The sequence below is a fragment of the Nocardia sp. NPDC102475 genome (assembly GCF_055584605.1).
In genome coordinates, this window is sequence record NZ_JBVJLS010000007.1 from 137,149 (window position 1) to 154,859 (window position 17,711).

Annotated in this window: 16 protein-coding genes; 8 read left to right on the forward strand and 8 right to left on the reverse strand. The window is 63.5% G+C overall.

Annotated elements, in window-relative coordinates:
* Positions 1 to 4 precede the first annotated feature (4 nt).
* Genes ACZ60G_RS15030 through ACZ60G_RS15050 form a run of 5 tightly spaced genes read right to left on the reverse strand, consistent with a single transcriptional unit; the run spans position 5 to position 4,525 of the window.
* Positions 5 to 1,042 (reverse strand): MCE family protein, encoded by a 1,038-nt coding sequence (locus ACZ60G_RS15030; RefSeq protein ID WP_465810700.1) that lies wholly within the window; start codon positions 1,040 to 1,042, stop codon positions 5 to 7.
* Positions 1,039 to 2,349, reverse strand: a complete 1,311-nt coding sequence (locus ACZ60G_RS15035) for an MlaD family protein (RefSeq protein WP_465810701.1) — start codon at positions 2,347 to 2,349, stop codon at positions 1,039 to 1,041. The genes ACZ60G_RS15030 and ACZ60G_RS15035 overlap by 4 nt, the downstream gene beginning before the upstream one ends.
* 3 nt (positions 2,350 to 2,352) lie before the next feature.
* Positions 2,353 to 3,207, reverse strand: coding sequence for an ABC transporter permease (locus ACZ60G_RS15040; RefSeq protein WP_465810702.1), 855 nt, complete (start codon positions 3,205 to 3,207; stop codon positions 2,353 to 2,355).
* Positions 3,207 to 4,082, reverse strand: coding sequence for an MlaE family ABC transporter permease (locus ACZ60G_RS15045; protein ID WP_465810703.1), 876 nt, complete (start codon positions 4,080 to 4,082; stop codon positions 3,207 to 3,209). Before ACZ60G_RS15045 ends, ACZ60G_RS15040 begins: the two co-directional genes overlap by 1 nt.
* Positions 4,083 to 4,090: 8 nt before the next feature.
* Positions 4,091 to 4,525 (reverse strand): nuclear transport factor 2 family protein, encoded by a 435-nt coding sequence (locus tag ACZ60G_RS15050; protein WP_465810704.1) that lies wholly within the window; start codon positions 4,523 to 4,525, stop codon positions 4,091 to 4,093.
* Positions 4,526 to 4,642: 117 nt separating this feature from the next.
* Between ACZ60G_RS15050 and ACZ60G_RS15055 the strand changes: the two genes are divergently transcribed.
* Positions 4,643 to 5,509, forward strand: coding sequence for a helix-turn-helix domain-containing protein (locus ACZ60G_RS15055; protein WP_465810705.1), 867 nt, complete (start codon positions 4,643 to 4,645; stop codon positions 5,507 to 5,509).
* Between the two features lie 16 nt (positions 5,510 to 5,525).
* Here the strand turns inward: ACZ60G_RS15055 and ACZ60G_RS15060 are convergent, their stop codons facing one another.
* A complete protein-coding gene (locus tag ACZ60G_RS15060; protein ID WP_465810706.1) occupies positions 5,526 to 6,074 on the reverse strand; it encodes a nuclear transport factor 2 family protein in 549 nt (182 codons plus the stop codon).
* Complete coding sequence (locus tag ACZ60G_RS15065; RefSeq protein WP_465810707.1) at positions 6,071 to 6,484, reverse strand: nuclear transport factor 2 family protein; 414 nt, start codon at positions 6,482 to 6,484, stop codon at positions 6,071 to 6,073. The genes ACZ60G_RS15060 and ACZ60G_RS15065 overlap by 4 nt, the downstream gene beginning before the upstream one ends.
* A 141-nt stretch (positions 6,485 to 6,625) precedes the next feature.
* On the opposite strand from ACZ60G_RS15065, the gene ACZ60G_RS15070 reads away from it, so the two are divergent.
* The 7 genes from ACZ60G_RS15070 to ACZ60G_RS15100 all read left to right on the forward strand — a co-directional run bounded on the left by ACZ60G_RS15070 (position 6,626) and on the right by ACZ60G_RS15100 (position 14,475).
* On the forward strand, positions 6,626 to 6,793 hold the full coding sequence (locus ACZ60G_RS15070; protein WP_465810708.1) for a hypothetical protein: 168 nt from the start codon (positions 6,626 to 6,628) through the stop codon (positions 6,791 to 6,793).
* Between the two features lie 189 nt (positions 6,794 to 6,982).
* Positions 6,983 to 7,408: a nuclear transport factor 2 family protein gene (locus ACZ60G_RS15075; RefSeq protein WP_465810709.1), complete on the forward strand. Its 426-nt coding sequence runs from the start codon at positions 6,983 to 6,985 to the stop codon at positions 7,406 to 7,408.
* Positions 7,405 to 7,977, forward strand: a complete 573-nt coding sequence (locus ACZ60G_RS15080) for a nuclear transport factor 2 family protein (RefSeq protein ID WP_465810710.1) — start codon at positions 7,405 to 7,407, stop codon at positions 7,975 to 7,977. The genes ACZ60G_RS15075 and ACZ60G_RS15080 overlap by 4 nt, the downstream gene beginning before the upstream one ends.
* A 56-nt stretch (positions 7,978 to 8,033) precedes the next feature.
* A complete protein-coding gene (locus tag ACZ60G_RS15085) occupies positions 8,034 to 8,684 on the forward strand; it encodes a nuclear transport factor 2 family protein (RefSeq protein WP_465810711.1) in 651 nt (216 codons plus the stop codon).
* Between the two features lie 44 nt (positions 8,685 to 8,728).
* The gene (locus tag ACZ60G_RS15090) at positions 8,729 to 9,796 is read left to right on the forward strand and encodes an NAD(P)H-dependent amine dehydrogenase family protein (RefSeq protein WP_465810712.1); all 1,068 of its coding nucleotides are present in this window, start codon (positions 8,729 to 8,731) and stop codon (positions 9,794 to 9,796) included.
* Between the two features lie 139 nt (positions 9,797 to 9,935).
* On the forward strand, positions 9,936 to 13,244 hold the full coding sequence (locus ACZ60G_RS15095; RefSeq protein ID WP_465810713.1) for a protein kinase domain-containing protein: 3,309 nt from the start codon (positions 9,936 to 9,938) through the stop codon (positions 13,242 to 13,244).
* Between the two features lie 574 nt (positions 13,245 to 13,818).
* Positions 13,819 to 14,475, forward strand: coding sequence for a nuclear transport factor 2 family protein (locus ACZ60G_RS15100; RefSeq protein ID WP_465810714.1), 657 nt, complete (start codon positions 13,819 to 13,821; stop codon positions 14,473 to 14,475).
* Positions 14,476 to 14,744: 269 nt separating this feature from the next.
* Here the strand turns inward: ACZ60G_RS15100 and ACZ60G_RS15105 are convergent, their stop codons facing one another.
* On the reverse strand, positions 14,745 to 17,405 hold the full coding sequence (locus ACZ60G_RS15105; RefSeq protein ID WP_465810911.1) for a discoidin domain-containing protein: 2,661 nt from the start codon (positions 17,403 to 17,405) through the stop codon (positions 14,745 to 14,747).
* Positions 17,406 to 17,711 lie beyond the last annotated feature (306 nt).

Below are 17,711 nucleotides of genomic sequence, written 5' to 3' on the forward strand. Positions count from 1 at the left end.
CGCCTCACCTGCAGATCCCCGAGTTCTCGACCTTGCCGCTGGGAGTCTTCGCCGCCAGAATCGTCGCGAGCAGCGGATCGAATCCGGGGATCATGCTCACGCTCACATCGCAGACGTATGCATTCACATAGGCACCTGTGTCGGTAATGCGGGACATACCTTGCAGCAGGTACGGCAAGTTGAAACCCAGGTAGGCGAACTTCTGCTTGTTGTCCATGAAGTGCTGGGCGAAGCCCGGTTGGCGATCCACGAAGGCATTCATCGAAGGACTCGCACCACGCACCACCTCCGCAGCGCGGCCCAGCACGCCGGAGATCGAATCGACCTGCTGGAACAGCGTGTCACGCTGGTGCGCAAGCGCATCGAAGATCCGGCGAGTCTGCTGCAGCACCGTCTGCAGGTTGCCGCTCTGCTTCGACAGGTCGCCCACTACCGCTCCGAGATTGTCGATCACCTGGCCCAGAGCCTGGTCCGGGCCCGCGAATGCCTGTGCGAGCGAGGTGGTTTCGGCAATCAGGGTGGTGATCGCACCGTCGTCGCCCTGCAGCGCCCGGACCACGGCGTTACTGATGTTGTCGACCTGTTGTGGGTCGAGCACGCTGAACAACGGCTCGAATCCGTTGAGCAGCTTGGAGATATCGAACGACGGCTCGGTGTGCTCGACCGGGATCTGCCCGCCCGGCGACAAGACCTTCGGATCGGCGAACTCACGTAGCGACAGTCCGAGATAGCGCTGCCCGATGAGATTCTGATAGATGACCGACGCCGCCGTGTTGCCGTACAACACCTGGCCGCGCTGGACCTCGAAGGTCACCTTCGCGCGGGTTCCCTCGAGTTCGACGGCTTTCACCCGACCGACTCGTACCCCGGCCATGCGCACGTCGTCGCGCGCGTGCAGGCCGGACACATCGGTGAATACCGCGGAGTACGTGTCGGTCTGCCCGCTGATGTTGCGTGACAGCGTGACGTACATCGTCCAGGTCAATGCGATCGAGACCACCAGGAACAAGATCAGCCCCAGCAACGGTTTGCGGTAACTCATCGAGGCCCTCCTGCCGGGGCGGGTTCGTCCGGCGCCGGGGTGAATTTCACATCGTTACCCCTGAGCAACGGGCCGAACAGGATGTCGGCCGCGGCGTTGGGCCCGCCGCCGAGGATCGAGGCAATCTGCTCCTGCTCCTGTCTGCTGCCGATCGCACCCACGTTTCCGCCGATCGGGGCCGGACTGCTCGCGGGCGCGGCGTTGGGCCCGATGATGGTGGGGCCGCCGACCGGCGCGGTGTGGCAACTGGGCCCTTCGAGATCGCCGTAGCGCGGGCAATCCGCACGTGTGTACTGCCGGTGTGGGGTGAGCTCGAGGATGATCTTGGCGGTCACGTTCTGATCCTCGGTGTCCCACAGCTGGACGAATGTGCGAGCCAGCCGGGTCTGCGAGACGGTCATCTGCACGAAGTTGCGACTTCCCTCGGCAATCGTGTCGAGTGCCGGGGACAGCTTGCCGGTGATGTCGGTGATCGTCGCGGTGTTGTTCTCCAACGCCGTGGCGAACGTCCCGGAGGTGGTCAGACCGCCCGTCAGCAGGGTGGCCAGCTGGTCTTTGCTGTCCGCCACGGCCCGCATGGGGCCCACCGCGTTGTGGACCGCGCTCAACAGGTCGGGTGCCGAGGACCGAAGTCCGGCCAGGGCATCCGACAGCGCGTCGAGCGTGGAGCCGGTCCCGTCCGGAGCCATCGCCGCGTTGAGTGCCTGTGAGATCCGGGTCAATTCGGCACCCGCCTGAATGGCCTCGGCGCCGCGGCCGCTGGTCGCGCGTTCGACGACGGCCAGGATCCCGAGTGTCGGATCCGATGCGGAACGCCCTGCGGCGGCGACGATTCGGCTCAGCGCGGTCAAGGATGTCTGCAACCGGACCGTCTCCAAACTCTGATCCTCCGGAATGCGCGCGCCCGCGGCGAGCGGCGCAGCCCGGTCCTTGTAGACCAATTGGACCGACGGCACCGCGAACACATTGCTCGGCACGACACGTGCGGTCACCGTCGCCGGAATTCCCGACACGTATTCGGGTTTCAGGTCGATCTGCACGTAGTTCGGGCCGCCATCGGTCGACGCCGTCACGCTGTCGACCTGACCGACCAGGACGCCCTGATACTTCACATCCGATTTCGCAGGCAGGCCGTCACCCACATTGACCAGCACCGCCGTAACCCGCACGGTCTCCCGGAAGACGCCTTGCGATCTGGCGATCATCAGCACCGCGGCCACCGCGAGGACCAGGAGAAAGGCGGTCCCCCGCAGGAGCAGCTGCCAGTCGGGCAGGACCTTGCCGTCGGATTCGAACGCAATCGACATCTGTTACCCACTGATTCTCGCGCCGGCGTCGAAGCCCCACAGGGTCATCGTCATCAGCAGATTCACGAAGATCATCGCGGTGATACTCGCGCGCATCGCACGCCCCGCCGCCACTCCGACCCCTTGCGGGCCACCCGAGGCGTAGAAACCGAAATAGCACTGGATCGTCGTGGTGATGATGACGAAGACGATGGCCTTCGACAGCGAATAGACAATGTCGGTGCCATTGAGCACCAGGCGGAAATAGTGTTCGTAGGTACCCGCCGACTGCCCGCCGGACAGACCGACGACGATTTCGACGGCAAGGTAGCTGGTCGCGAGGCAGGCCAGGTACAGCGGAACCATCGCCACGATCGAGGCCAGCATCCTCGTCGTGACCAAATACGGTATGGGGCGGATCGCGATCGAATCGAGCGCGTCGATCTCCTCCGCGATGCGCATGGATCCCAGCTGCGCGGTGAAGCGGCAGCCCGCCTGCGCGGCGAAGGCGATCGAGGACATGATGGGCGCCAATTCGCGGGTCACCGCCGTCGAGGCGATCATCCCGGTAGCTGGTGCCATGCCCAGCAGTTTCAGTGCGCTGAAGCCCTCGATGGCGACGATCGCCCCCGCCGCGGCACCGAGCACGAGAACGACCTGCCCGGTTCCGCCGCCCACGACGATGGAGCCGTTCCCCCACGTCACATTCGACAGAATGCGCATGAACTCCGTGCGATAGTGCCGCAGCACCACCGGAATACCGCCCAGCACACGGCCGAAGAAGGTGACCATGTACCCCAGCCGCATGACCGGAACCGCCACCGTGGTCCCGGCTACCATGACCGGCCGGACTCCTGGCGGATAGTAGCGCGACGCCATCAGAGAGTCGTCCTCGGAAAGAGGAGGGTGTACAACTCGGTGAATCCCGCATTCACCAGCATGAGCATGATGATGGAGGCGACGACGGCGGCGTTGACGGAGTTCGCGACGCCTCCGGGACCACCCTTGGTGCTCAGGCCTTTTTCACAAGCGACAACGGTGACGATGACGGCGAACACCACGGCCTTCACCATCGCCAGATAGAGGTCACCGATCCTGGCGAAAGAGGAGAACGTAGCCAGATAGCTCCCCGAGGTGCCGCCCTGGACATAGACGTTGAACAGGTATCCGGCCAGGAATCCGACGAAGGAGCTCAGAACCGTCAGCCCGAGCGCGACCACGATGCCCGCGGCCAAGCGGGGCACCACCAGCATCCGCAGCGGCGAGACGCCCATGACCTCCATCGCGTCGATCTCTTCGCGGATCGTTCGCGCTCCGAGGTCCGCGCAGATGGCGGATCCGACGGCTGCGGCCAACAGGATGGCCGTAACCATCGGCGCCGCCTGCCGGATCACCGCCAGGCCCCCCGCAGCACCGGCCAGTGAGGTTGCCCCGACCTGACCGGCCAGCAGGCCGAACAGGATCGACATCGTCGCGCTGATCGGGATCGCAACGGCGATGGTCGGCACATACGAGGTCTTGGCCATGAACACGGCCTGCAGTACGAATTCACGGAACGGAAACTTGCCCGTGACGATGTCGACGAACAGGTACTGGATCGCGCGCACGGCAAGGACGACCTGCCCGCCGACCGTCTCCAGGGACGCACCGGGATGGCGGCGCAGATATCCCCTTGCCCACAGCTCGATCTCACGGACCGCGGACCTCTCTGCGATCTCGCCCGAAGTCACCGGCATCTTTGCCCGTGCCATCATGTGTGCCTCTATCTGTCTGTGGTGCCGGAGTTTTCGATGATCAGTCGAGTCAAGGTGAGCGCGGCGAGTTTCCAGTCACCGTGGCGACGCACCCAGCGTTCGTGGTAGTGCCCGTACCCGGTCAGCGCCGACCCGTTGTCCCACACGACACGGTCCTGCATGGCCCAGATGACACGGGCCTCGTCGCCGTCGGCGTCGATCAGCGGCGTGTGGACCTGATGGGCGGTGCGGGCGCCGATCAGCGCGGTGCGGATCATCGCGACGGCGTTGTCTCGCCCGGTGATGACGGGGACACCGGTGTTGCTGTGGCTGACGTCCAGTTCGATGTCCGGGGTCATCAGGTCGGTGAGGGCTGCCCAGTCCTGGGTGTCGACGGCCAGGCAATAACGTGCTTTGGCCTGCGTCAGTTCATGGAAGGTGCAGACTATGTCGGGTGTGGCCATAGATGTTTCCCTCGGTTTGCTTCGCGAGTCACCCTCAGGTAGTGTTATCGAATACTCGATAATATCTATCAGATATTCGATGTGTTGACCGTAAGGCAGAGCAAGAAGGGAGTCAAGATGCGTGGTGCGATATCGGCACCGACCGCGCGCGTCGTCGATGTCGTGGAGTTGCTGGCACGTCGCGGCGATGTTCGGCTCCGCTATAGCGACATCGCGCGCGAATTGGACCTGACACTGGCCACCACGCATGCGATCTTGAAGACCCTGTGCGATCGCGGGTGGGTCACCCGCGATCCGGCCGGCAAGGCTTATGCACTCGGGCCCGGGCTCGCTGTCGTGGCAGCGGCGGTGAATACGCGCCCGTTCGTCGAGGCCGCTCGGGCCGCCGCGGTCGGGCTTGCGGCCGAATTCGGTTACGCCACATCGGTAACCGAGAAGGTCGCCGACTCTTTGGTGCTCACCGCGTTCGTAGCCGGTGAGCGACCGTGGCCCGGCGATCGCATCCCCTACGCGCCGCCGTTCGGCGCCGTGTTCGCGGCCTGGGACACCGCCGAGGAACGCCGCGCCTGGATCCAGCGGGCCGCGTCCACGAATACGGCGATCGCCGAGCGCCTGGACGACGCACTGGCCCGGATTCGCGAACGTGGATTCGATGTGGACTACACCTCACCCGCTATCGGGCAAGCCGCGAGCCTCATCGGCACGCTCGACACCGGCACGATCGCACTTCCATCGAATATCCAGGAGACCCTCGACCAGCTACGCGTGGAATTCACCACGCTCGGATTTCCGGACGTCACCTCCGCCCAACCCCACCCGGTATCCGCCATCACCGCGCCGGTACTCGACCCGCAAGGACACGCGGCGCTGCTGCTCTCGGTCCACCCCCTCGGCGAACTCCCGCCGGAACAGACCGAGACCATCGGTCAGCACCTGATCCGGATAACGACCGCGATCACCGGCGTCGCCCGGTCCGAGGCCTGACCGGGCGACGCGGTCCTCACATGCCGAACAGTTTCTCCTCTGCGAGCGGGTCGAGGTAGACGCGAGTGAGTTTGGAGCTTTTGATGCGCCAGCGGTCACCGTCGAGTGCGTAGGTTTCGTGGTAGTGCCCGAATCCGATGACTCGGATGTTGCCGGGAAAGATCAGCAGATCCTGCAGCGCCCACACCCCGGTCGCTGTGCTCGGCGACTGCACCTCGATTTCGGGCATGTGCCCCTGATGGACGGTCCGGGCAGCACCGATGGTGGCCTGGAGGTAGGCAATGAAGGCGGCCGCGCCGGTCGTGACGATTCCGGCCGAGCCGGTCGTGTCGATCACGACGTCGGGCGTCACCTGTTGCTCGAGCAGATCCCAGTCCTTGGTATCCACCGCCCGGAAATAGCGCGCCTTGACCTGCTTGATCGCGTAGACGGCCGCTACCGCCGCCGCGGGGTCCGGCGGCGCCTCGTCACCCGGGGCCGCAGACACACGTCCCGACACCGCTGCAGCCAGACCGAAGGCGGCCGCCCCGGTCCCGATCATGAAGGTTCGCCGCGTATAGGTCATGACTGGTCCGCCTGCAGGCGAGTCGATTTGATGCCCGTGATCACCCACCGGCCGTTACGAATGCCGTAGGTGTCGTTGTGGTGGCCGAATGCCAGGAAGCGGCCGCCGTCCGGCTTGACCAGTAGCACCTGCACTGCCCACGTTCCGGTCGCCGCGCCCGCGGCGGTGATCGCGATTTCGGGCATGTGCCCGTGATGGACCGTCACCGTTGTGCCGTAATCACGTTGCAGCGCAGCCACGTAGTTCGACGCGCCCGTGACACGGGTACCACCCAGTGCCGTCGCGTCCACGTCGATGTCATCGGCGAGGACGGAGCCGAATGCCGTCCAATCCTTGGTGTCGAGAGTGCGGAAATAACGTGCTTTGAGCGATTCGATCGCATTGATCGCCTGCAATGTGTCCGGATCCACCGCTGTTCCTACTCTTCCTGTTGTCGACGATCGCGACTGCGGCACCGTCGTGAAGAAATTCCAGCGGCAGAGCATGCAACGATCTATTATCGACTATTCGATAACTTGCATCGAATAGTTGACAGGACTTTAGGCTGGCCGGTGAAAACGCGTCAAGCCCAGGTTGCGCAACCCGGCACCGGGTACCGCGCCGCCGCCAAAGCCCGTGCCACTGAAGACGCCACAGTCAAGATCATCGGCGACGGCGCGGTCGAACTGTTGGCGGGTTCTTTCCGCGAAACAGCTCGGCACACAACACGCGGACAGTGACTCGGTGCCAAGGAACCGCGATGGCGCTGGGCGAACTCTCGCGGCTTGACGCGTTTTCAGCGCCAGCATAAGGTTTTGTCATCTATTCGATAGCTCTTATCGAATATTAGATACTTGACTCTGGCCTGCCACTGGAATTCCCTTCACGTCACCGCGGCAGGTCGCGATAGTCGACAACCAGGAAGGCGAGTGGAAACCGCGGTGGATCCGCAGACATTGCAGGTGATCAACGTGATCGAATCGCTCAAAGCGCATTATTTTCGCACTCTCGACACCAAGGATTGGTCCGCGTTCGGCTCCGTTCTCGCCGATGACATCGACGTGGATACCACGGCGGTCGGTGGTGACCGCGTAAGGGGAGCGTCGAACCACGTGGCGGCGCTGCAAACCGATTACGGCGATGCGGTGACGGTCCATCACGGGCACATGCCCGAAATCGCGATCACCGCCGCGGGCGCGGCGACCGGAACGTGGGCAGTGCAGGTGCTGTTGGTCAAGCCGGACGGCGGACGCTTACTGTCGTTCGGCCACGATCACGACACCTACGGCATTCGCGATGGCCGGTGGGTGATCACGGGCATGAAATCGACTCGCCTGCAGGCGGACCAGTCATGACCTATACGCGGCTAACCCTCATGACCGGGACGACAGCCCTCGGTCCGGCTCACGTAGCGGCGGTGGATCGTGTGGAATCCGGCGCCGCAGTAGCGGCTGTCCACGCGATCAAACAGCTCAAGGCGCGCTATTTCCGGGCGGTCGACACCAAGGACTGGGGGCTGCTCGAGCAACAGGTAATGCCCGACGTCGTGGTCGATACGACAGCCTCGGCCGGAATCAGGACGACCGGCGCGGACGCCTTGATCGGCTATCTCCAGGCCGTCATCGGTGCTGCCCGGACTGTCCATCACGGGCACATGCCCGAAATCGAGGTGCACACACCCGCCACCGCGACCGGTGTGTGGGCGCTGGAGGATCTGCTGATCTGGCCCGACAACATCCGAGGCAGCGGATTCGGGCACTACTACGAGACCTACACACTCGACGGTGACCGCTGGCGCATCAGCAGCTCCACACTCACCCGGCTCTACCTCGACCCGACCGCGGCGCAGAGACTGTTTCGGAGTAGCCGGCGATATCGGTGGAGTATCGGCCGATGGGCAGCATCCTTCCGCCGACGTCGATGATCTCGATGGTGCCTGTCGAATACAAAGTGCCACAAGGTATTTGAGGACAACATAAGATGGATCCGACCACATTGCAGACGATCGACACGATCGTGTCCGCCCGACCGGATGCATTGCCCCGTCGTCGTGCTCGCGTCGACCATGGCTGGGGATTAGCACACACGCGGTCGAACTTCCTGATCGACACCGCAGTGACAGCCGTCGGTCTCACCTGCGAGGCGTTCGCGAACGCGGATCCGGGACGCACGCCAGCCCAGAATGGTGTGGATCCCGCCGTTTCCGTGGCGGCCGTCCATTCGATCAAGCAGCTCAAGGCGTGCTACTTCCGGGCGATCGACACCAAGGACTGGGTGACGCTGCGACAACTGGTGACCGACGATGTCGTGGTCGACACCACCGCATCGGCCGGGATGAAGACGATCGGTGCGGATGCGTTCGCCGGATTTCTCCGGTCCGCGATCGGCTCCGCACCGACGGTGCACCAGGGGCATATGCCCGAGATCGATGTCGTCTCACCGTCCACCGCGACAGGGGTGTGGGCAATACAAGAAGATCTGCTGATCTACCCGGCCGACATCAGAGTCCTCGGATTCGGGCACCATCACGAGACCTATGCGCTCGTCGATGACCGATGGCGCATCAGCAGCTCAAAACTAACTCGGCTATATCTCGACCCCGTCGGGGAACAGAGACTCTTCGGTATGTGAGGGCCAGCCCGACCGTGACACCGGCCTCCAGCCACCGAGACGAAATGAATCCCTTGCCACACAACATAATCGAGCAAACAGCGCAACGGTACCGGGTGGTCCAGTGGGCCACCGGGAATGTCGGACGACCCGCTCTGCGCGCCCTCATCGAACACCCGAACATCACGCTGGTCGGGGTCCATACCCACACTCGGGACAAGGTCGGCACCGATGCCGGCCGCCTGTGCCAACTGCCGACACAGACCGGGATCACCGCCACCGGCGATATCGACGAAATCATCGAGTTGGGTGCCGATTGCGTGGTGTATACACCGCGCGTCTTCGACATCGACACCGTTTGCCGACTGCTGGCCACCGGCACGAATATCGTGACCACCCACGGCATGTTCCATCATCCGGCCAGCATGGATCAAGTCCTGTACGCACGCGTGGAGGCGGCGTGCTGGTCCGGTGGAGCCTCGATCCACAGCACCGGCCACAGTCCCGGCTTCATCACCGAAACCATGCCCATCGCACTCGGCTCGATCCAACGACGCCTGGACCGCATGACGATCGACGAATACACCGACCTCACCCACTCCGAAACCCCATGGACGCTGCTCGGCATGGGCTTCGGCATAAGCCAAGCGACCTTCGAGCATCACCGCCTGATCCAGGCCCGCCGCGCTATCGGCCCGTCACTGCGCCTGGCCGCCGACGCTTTCGGTCCGCCACTGGACGCGATCGACGTCCGCGGCGAACTCGCCACCGCGAACCAAGACGTCCAGGTCGGCGCCGCCGTATTCCGCAAGGGAACCGTTGTCGCACAACGGATCACGGTTTCCGGCACACGCCGCGGCCGTCCGCTTTTGCAGTTCCGCTCGACCCGCTACTGCGGTACCGACATCAGCACCGACTGGTCACTACGCCCGACCGGATGGCATATCTCGGTCGAGGGCGACACGCCTCTCGAGGTGGACCTGCGGCCGGGAGAAGCGTCGGTCCAGGCGAATGCGGCATCGCCGACCTACGCGGCCAATCGCGCCGTCAACACCATTCCCCACCTATGTGCCGCACCACCGGGCATCCGCACCGCCATCGACCTGCCACCCATTGCCGCGACACTGTGGTGAGCCTCGTCCCGAGGAGCTGCGATCCGATCCACGCGGACGTGGGACTGTTCACCTTTTCTGGCGATACGCTGGGACTGTCGAAAGGTGAGCGCATGGCGTCCGGTATTCGCGTACCTGCCGAGTGGGATACACCCCGCTGATGACCGACGGTGATCCACTCCGGACCCGCCGCGACAAGGTTACATCCGTCACGGCCGATTTGAGCGCGTCCGGGTTCGAGGGCGCCGAAGAGGTCGGGCGCGGCGGTTTCGGCGAGGTCTATCGCTGCAGACAGGTACGACTGGACCGCACGGTTGCGGTGAAGGTGCTGACCGCTGAGCTCGATGAGGACAACCAGGCGCGGTTCTTTCGCGAGCAGCAAGCGATGGGGCGCTTGACCGGGCATCCGAATATCGTCACCGTGCTGCAAGTCGGTGTCACCGCGAGCGGGCGTCCCTATCTGGTAATGCCGTACTACCCATTGGATTCGCTGGACGCGTGGATCCGTCGGCAGGGCCCCCTGCCGGTGCAGACCGCGTTGTGGATCGGGGTGAAGATCGCTGGTGCGCTCGAGAGCGCGCATCAGCTCGGCATCGTGCATCGCGATGTGAAGCCGGGAAACATTCTGCTCACCGATTACGGCGAACCGGCATTGACCGATTTCGGTATCGCGCGCATCGCGGGCGGGTTCGAGACAGCGACGGGGATCTTGACCGCGTCCCCGGCATTCACCGCGCCCGAGGTGCTCGGTGGCGACGACCCGACGTCGGCTGCTGATATCTACGGGCTCGGCGCGACCCTGTTCTGCGCGCTCACCGGGCATGCCGCCTTCGAACGCCGCCGCGGTGAGCAAGTAATGGCCCAGTTCGTGCGGATCACCAGTCAGCCGGTGCCGGACCTGCGCGAGGATGGCATTCCCGACGACTTGTCGGCGGTGGTGGCATCGGCGATGAGCCGGGATCCGCAGGCGCGGCCGTCAGCGGCCGAGGTGGGTGAGGCCATCCGGCAGGTCCAGCGCCACCACGGATACCCGCTCGGTGAGATGGCGCTGCACGGGAACACAGCCCCAGAGCCGCTGGACTACACCTCGGCGATGCGGGAATGGGGCCCTCCGGTGAAGGCTGAAGATCGCGGCAGTGTCGGCGAACTGCCGCTGGAGCTGACCAGTTTCGTCGACCGTCGCACCGAGACGGCCGCGGTGAAGAATCTGTTGTCCACCTACCGACTCGTGACGCTGGCCGGCACCGGTGGCGTAGGCAAGACCCGGCTGGCGCTGCGCGCCGCGGCCAACGCGCAACGCGATTTCGCCGATGGGGTCCGGGTTGTCGAACTGGCCGATGTGCGCGACCCGTCACTGCTGATCGACGTCGTGGCGGCATCCCTTGGCCTGCGCGACGATTCGACCCGATCGACGCAGGAAGTGCTGGTCCAGTTCCTGCAGTCCCAGGAAACCCTGCTCGTTCTCGACAACTGCGAGCAACTGTTGGTGGCTTCGGCAGAACTGGTCGAGACATTGTTGACGGCTTGTCCGAACCAGCGGATTCTGGTCACCAGCCGCGAGCCGCTCGACATCGCCGGAGAAGCGGTAGTTCGGGTGTTGCCGCTAACCGTGCCCGACCCCGATAGTGAACCGCCGCTGCGCGGACTGCCCAAATACGACGCCGTGACATTGTTCGCCGACCGCGCCGCCGCGGTAGTGCCGGGTTTCGAACTCTCCGACGACAATAAGGCGGCTGTAGCGGGTATCTGTTCCTGGCTGGACGGATTGCCGCTGGCGATCGAACTCGCTGCGGCACGGATGCGCGCCATGTCGCCGCACCAGATCCTGGCGCGGCTCACCGATCGATACGCACTGCTCACCCGCGGCAGCCGCACCGCGCCAACCCGGCAACAGACGCTACGAGAGTGCATCGACTGGAGCTACCAGCTGTGCACACCGGTCGAGCAGCGGATGTGGGCTCGGCTAACAGTATTCGCCAGTGCCTTCGAGCTCGACGCCGCCGAATACGTATGTGGTGTCGAGTTGGCGCCGGAGACTCTGCTGGACGCATTGTCCTCCCTGGTGGACAAGTCCATCGTGAACCGCGAGGAACCCGAAGGCGTCGTGCGGTTCCGAATGCTCGAGACCATGCGCGACTACGGTCGCGAGAAGCTGCAGAAGACCGACGAATACCAGGATCTGCGCCGACGACACCGCGACTGGTACCAGCAGTTGGTATTGGACGCCGAAGCAGGGTGGATCAGCGTTCAGCAGCTCGACTGGCTCGCTCGCCTCGACCGCGAACAACCGAATCTGCGGGAAGCGCTCGAGTTCTGTGTGTCGGATGCGAGCGCGGAGTCGGCCGAGGCCGGGTTGCGCACCGCCGCCGCGTTATTCGTGTACTGGAGCTTCCGAGGGCGATTCGGGGAAAGCCGACGCTGGCTCGACCGCATCCTCGACCACCCACACGCTCACTCGATACCCGATCGCGTCAAAGCACTGCATACGAGCACCTACATGGCTGCGGTACAGGGAAACCTGGAATATGCGGCCACCCTCGTCGAGCAGGCACGCACACTCGCTGAACAAGACCCCGAACCCACCACCGAAGCGCTGGCCGCATCAGCCGAGGGAGCCTTGGCACTGTTTCGCGGTGAACTCGATCGGGCGGTATCCGCACTCGAGCCCACCCTCGCGGTATTCGAATCCAATACTCGAGGACCTCTGTATATCTCCACGTTGTCCGACCTCGGATGGGCGCACGCACTCCGGGGAAACACCGAGCAGGCGATGCAGTATCACGAGCAGGTCCTGTCCATCACTCGAGCGTGCGGCGAATCGCTGTTCCGATCGACCACACTGTGGGGTATCGCCATCGCCGTATGGCAGCAAGATCAGCGGTCCCGCGCACAGGAGTTACTGCTGGAATCGCTACGAGTCAATCGGCGTGTGGCCAGCCCCGTCGTGGCGGCGCTGGCAATCGAGGGGCTGGCCTGGACCGACGCCGACCATAGTCGTGAACGCGCGGCCGTCCTGATGGGCGCTGCCGAACACCTGCTGCGCTCCGCCCCAGGTGTCACAACTTTTTTAACGGAGCTGACCCGCTATCACGACGAATGCGAGCGCCTCGTGCGTCGCGCACTCGGCGAACGAGGATTCGAGGCCGCCTTCCAGCGCGGGCAAGCCATGGGGATGAACGCCGCAGTGGCCTACGCCCTGGGAGAACCCCCAACCGCCAATCCACACGACTCCGGACCGACCTTGACCAAGCGCGAACGCGAGGTCGCCAACCTTGTCGCCCAAGGACTCACCAACAAACAGATCGCCGCAAAACTCGTGCTCTCCCAACGCACCGCACAGCACCACGTCGAACACATCCTGAGCAAACTTGGCTTCACCTCCCGCACCCAGATCGCGGCCTGGGTCATCGACGAAGCCCAGCAAGAGCCGGGCAGTGGATCCGACGCTGGTTTCGGCCCGATGCGCTGAACAGGATAGTTCATATCTCGGTAAACGGAATTTTCGGCTACCACACTGCTTTAAACCGGAATCGTGTGCTATATATTTGGTGGCCGAGCCTTGACAACCTCTCGCATTCATTCGATCGACCCGAGAACAATCAACAGCATGCGGTAATGCCACCGGGTTACTGCCGCAGCGGCATCCACCCTAAAGCTTGCTCTGTCAAATCCACCTCCCAGTGAGCGGGATGAAAGCGCACCGACCCGATCTCGCGGAGCGGGTCGAGATCGACATATTCCGCACGATTTTTATTTCTTCCGACTTCCCTTTCTCGGTGCTAAAAATGTAACCAACGTACGGCACCAGTTATACATACCTCCTATTACTTTAGGTAGATCGATTCGAGCCACTTCGGCTCAGAAAAACAGCAGTGCACGACATGAACCACCGGTGCCGCACGCCGAGTGGAGGAAATGCTTCGGGATTCAAAAAGACATCACCAATCGGGTCTGCACGGACCAGAGCACCGATTTGCTCGACCCTGCGAACATCCGCAACTGACCAAATTATTCGAGACATCCACTCAAAGAGGAGAAGAGATATGTCTACAGAAATCCATCGTCGGTTCCTTCCCAGACCGGGCGAGCGAGGTGTACTGCGCACTGCTGTCGCGTTGAGCACGGTGACAATGCTCGGCGCCGTCGGCATCTCGATCGCCAACGCCGAACCGTCCCCGCCGCCCGCTTTCCCTGGCGCCTTCTCGGCAACCGACGCGACCGCCGATATCGAAGCGATCAAGCAGCTCAAGACCAGCTACTTCGCGGATATCGACGCGAAAAACTGGGACGCCCTGCGCGACCTCCTCGCACCGGACGTCGTGGTGGACACCACAGGCAGCGGCGGCCCCATCCTTGTCGGCCGAGACCCGTTCATCGCCTTCCTGAAACTCACGATCGGTCCCGCCAAAACGCACCATCAGGGCTTCGATCCCGCGATCCAGCTGACGTCCGCGACGACCGCCGAGGGCGACTGGAGGTTGGAGGACATACTCATCTGGGGCGGCACACTCGGGGTGCACGGTTATGGCAACTACCACGATCGCTATGTAAACAGCAACGGCAAGTGGGTGATCAAATACTCCAAACTGACCCGCACCCGCCTGGATCTGATCAATCCCGATGACGGCACGGTAATACAGGCGAACGTTCCGATCGAGGAGATCGTCGAGAAAGTCAAGGATATCATCGGACCCTGGTAATCACGGCAAAGGCGGGAGACCACATACATGGTCTCCCGCCTTTCTGTTCGAGGCGAACCGACGACAGGATCGGACTCCACTCGGTGACCTCGATGCGTTTACCGGAAGATCGACTGAATTTCTGATCGAACCTTTGCCGTAATTCGAATGCAGAACGCATCAACTACCGGTTGTCCAGAATTCGATGTCGCGAACAGCTGAGGTGGATCCGAGCACGATGCCGGACATCACGGTGGAACTCGATCAGAAACCCTCAGCGATAGTTCATGTCACTGTCCTGGACCGGATATTTCCAGTTCTCGGACAGTGGGATGGGTTTTAGGGCTGGTGACCTGAAGGCGTAGGTATCGGGCGGTGAGTGAGTTTTGTACTGTGCCGGTTGCGGGGTCGGTGGTGACTGGTGACCAGGTGTGGTTGTCGCTGGATGCGGTGATTGTGTACGTCGGTGCGTGTTCGGCCCAGCGCGGGAGGATTCTGCTGATGGGTTGGTCGGTGCCGAGATCGACGGTGAGGTTTGCTTGGGCGGCCTCGGGTGCCCAACCGGTAGCGAGGCTGCCATCGACTGCGGCGGCTGCGTATCGGCCCGGTTCCTCGGAGGATGCAGTAACCGATGTGCATCGGGCGAGGTTTTCGGTGTGGTCCAGATCCGGTCGCCGGGTCGTGACGGTCAATGGCTGATCGGGACTGAGCTGGTGGATGCCGGTCGGGGTTTCGACCTGCATCGGTGCACCGTCGGCGAGCGTGATGGTGGTGCTTTCGGGTCCGAGTTCGGCGTCGAAAGTTCTTCCCTGCCAGTGCATTCCGTGTATGGACAACCCGGATTTCAGTTCGGGCGATAGGAGGGGGTCGATTCGGATCCTGTCCTCGCGTAGGCGCAGCCCGAGCAGTCCGTTGGTGAACGATTGCAGGAATCCACCGGCCGCGGTGACGAAGGTGAACGCTGGTGCGCTGAGCAGGACCTCCTTGAGACCACCGGTACCGCGCGACTCCGCGAATTGACCGAACGGTGCTCGCATGAATGAACGCACCGCACGTTCGAGATAGGTTTGGGTCACGCATCCGGGGCGCCCGATCGCGGCGGCGGCGATGGCGTGGATGGAGTCGGTCATCGCTGGGCCGTCGGGATCGGTGCGTTCGGCGTAGTAGTCGAGCGTCTGCTGCGAAACCTCTTGGGGCATAGGCCATTCCAGTGGATAGATCAGCAGCGCGGCGTCGGCTTGTTTGATCGGTGTGCCCGGATAGCCGTCGTACTGCAGGAAGGTTTGCCGTGCGGGGTCGAACGGTATGCGCAGCCGGTCGGCGATCGTGGTCCATTCCGGTGGGCTCGGTTCCCCGAGCAGGTCGGCGGCGTGTGCGGCATCGCGCAGGGCAAGCGCGGCCACGGCGTTGGTGTAGACGCCGTCTCGTACGTCGTTGCTGTATTCGTCGGGGCCTGCGACATTGTTGATGGAGTAGCTGCCGTCCGGATTCGGCGTGACTCGCGAGACCCAGAATTCGGCGACATTCGCCATGACCGGCCAGATGCGGGTGCGGAGATAATCCTTGTCGCCGGTGGCGAGGTAGTACTGCCAGGCGGCTAGGGAGATATCGCCCTGCAGATGGATCTGGTTCAGGCAGTGCGGCGGCAGCCAGCTCAGACATTCGCCCAGATCGCCGCGGCTGGCGCTGGTCCACGGATAGAATGCGCCACCGAAACCGAGCAGTCGCGCGTTCGCCTGCGCGGCCGGTAGCGTCTTGTACCGGTACTCCACAACCGATTTCGCCAGCTCCGGCGCGAACTGCAACAGCGTCGGGAACATCCACGTATCGGCATCCCAGAACACCGCGCCCGCATAGTTGTCGCTACTGAGCCCCACCGGTGAAATGCTGTTGTCCTCCTGAGAATTCGTGCTCGAATACAGTGAATACAGCGAGCCACGCACCCAAGCCTGGACTTCGGGATCATCCGGTATGACAATATCGCCGCGCCACAGCGCCCGCCACGCCGCCGCCGTGTCGGCGAGCAGCCGCGACCAGCCCTTGTCCGCGGCCCGCCGCGCGGCGTCGAACGCCGCAATCGCGGGATCCGAGGTGGTGAGCGTCGTGTCGACACCGACGAACTTCGTCACCTCGTAGGTTTCGTCCGCCCGTACCTCCCACCGCGTATCCCGGCTGATACTCAATTCGAGTGCCGGCGAAACCTGCTGTGCCGCCGATGCTGTCGTGCGTAACACTGAAGCGACCTCGCCGGTGACCGCAGTGCCATCAGTTCGGAAACCGACACCGATACTATCGGCGTCGCGCGCACCACCATCGGTCTGCGTCATTCGCCGCGACCCGGCACCGTCGAGCACATCGCTGACCGCGACCTGACCGGACCAGTGCGGAATCATCGTGAGCCGCACCGCCCCGACATGCTGATCGATGCGATCGGTGAGCACCTCGTACACCAGATCGGTGGCCTTGCCGTCGCGTGTGGTCCAGGTCAGGGAGGTGCGTACCAGCCCGCACCGCTGGTGCACGGTCTGCGCGAAATTGGTGATCTGCGCCGACGATGTCGCGCCGGAGTACTTCTCGTCGCCGACACCGACGGTGAGGCCGGACCAGTTCGGAATGGCCGCCGCGACCTCGCGGTCGGCGGCGACACCCGGCGTGTGACCGTACAGTCCGGCCACGAACGCGCCGTCGTAGCGTGGCGTGTACAGCGGCCAACCACTCAGCTCGTTCGTCACTGCGTAGCCCATACCGCGCGGGGGCACCCGCAGCCCGAGATAACCATTGCCCACGAAGGGATTCCGGTCGTAGGCGGCATCGACGGCGCTGCTCGACGGCGCCCACTCCGGCGCGGCGGCGAGCTCGTCATCCGAGCAAATAGTCCCCGCCGTCGCCTCGGACATGTGACGTACCGCGACCGCAGGAACCCGCACCACCAGCGCGAGGACCACAAGCATCGCCACAGCTATCCAAGCCCTGGCCCACACGCCGATCCGCCCGAAGCGCCTGCCGATCAAGGACAACTACGTACCTCTCCGTGTGGCGTACCCGTGGGTACGCCAGCGCCACCGAAAGTGGAGGCAAATTTATCAATTATTCGATACGATTTGACGAATAATAGAGAGAACCATAGTGGTGCGTCTATCGAGGGTCAAGGTCGATCGAGGGTCAGGAACCGTATTCCTGCTGCGATCGAGCAGGTTTCGTGCCTCATGACGGGTCGGTACCACGATCGGATGCGTCCGAAAGGTGGACCGCTACGT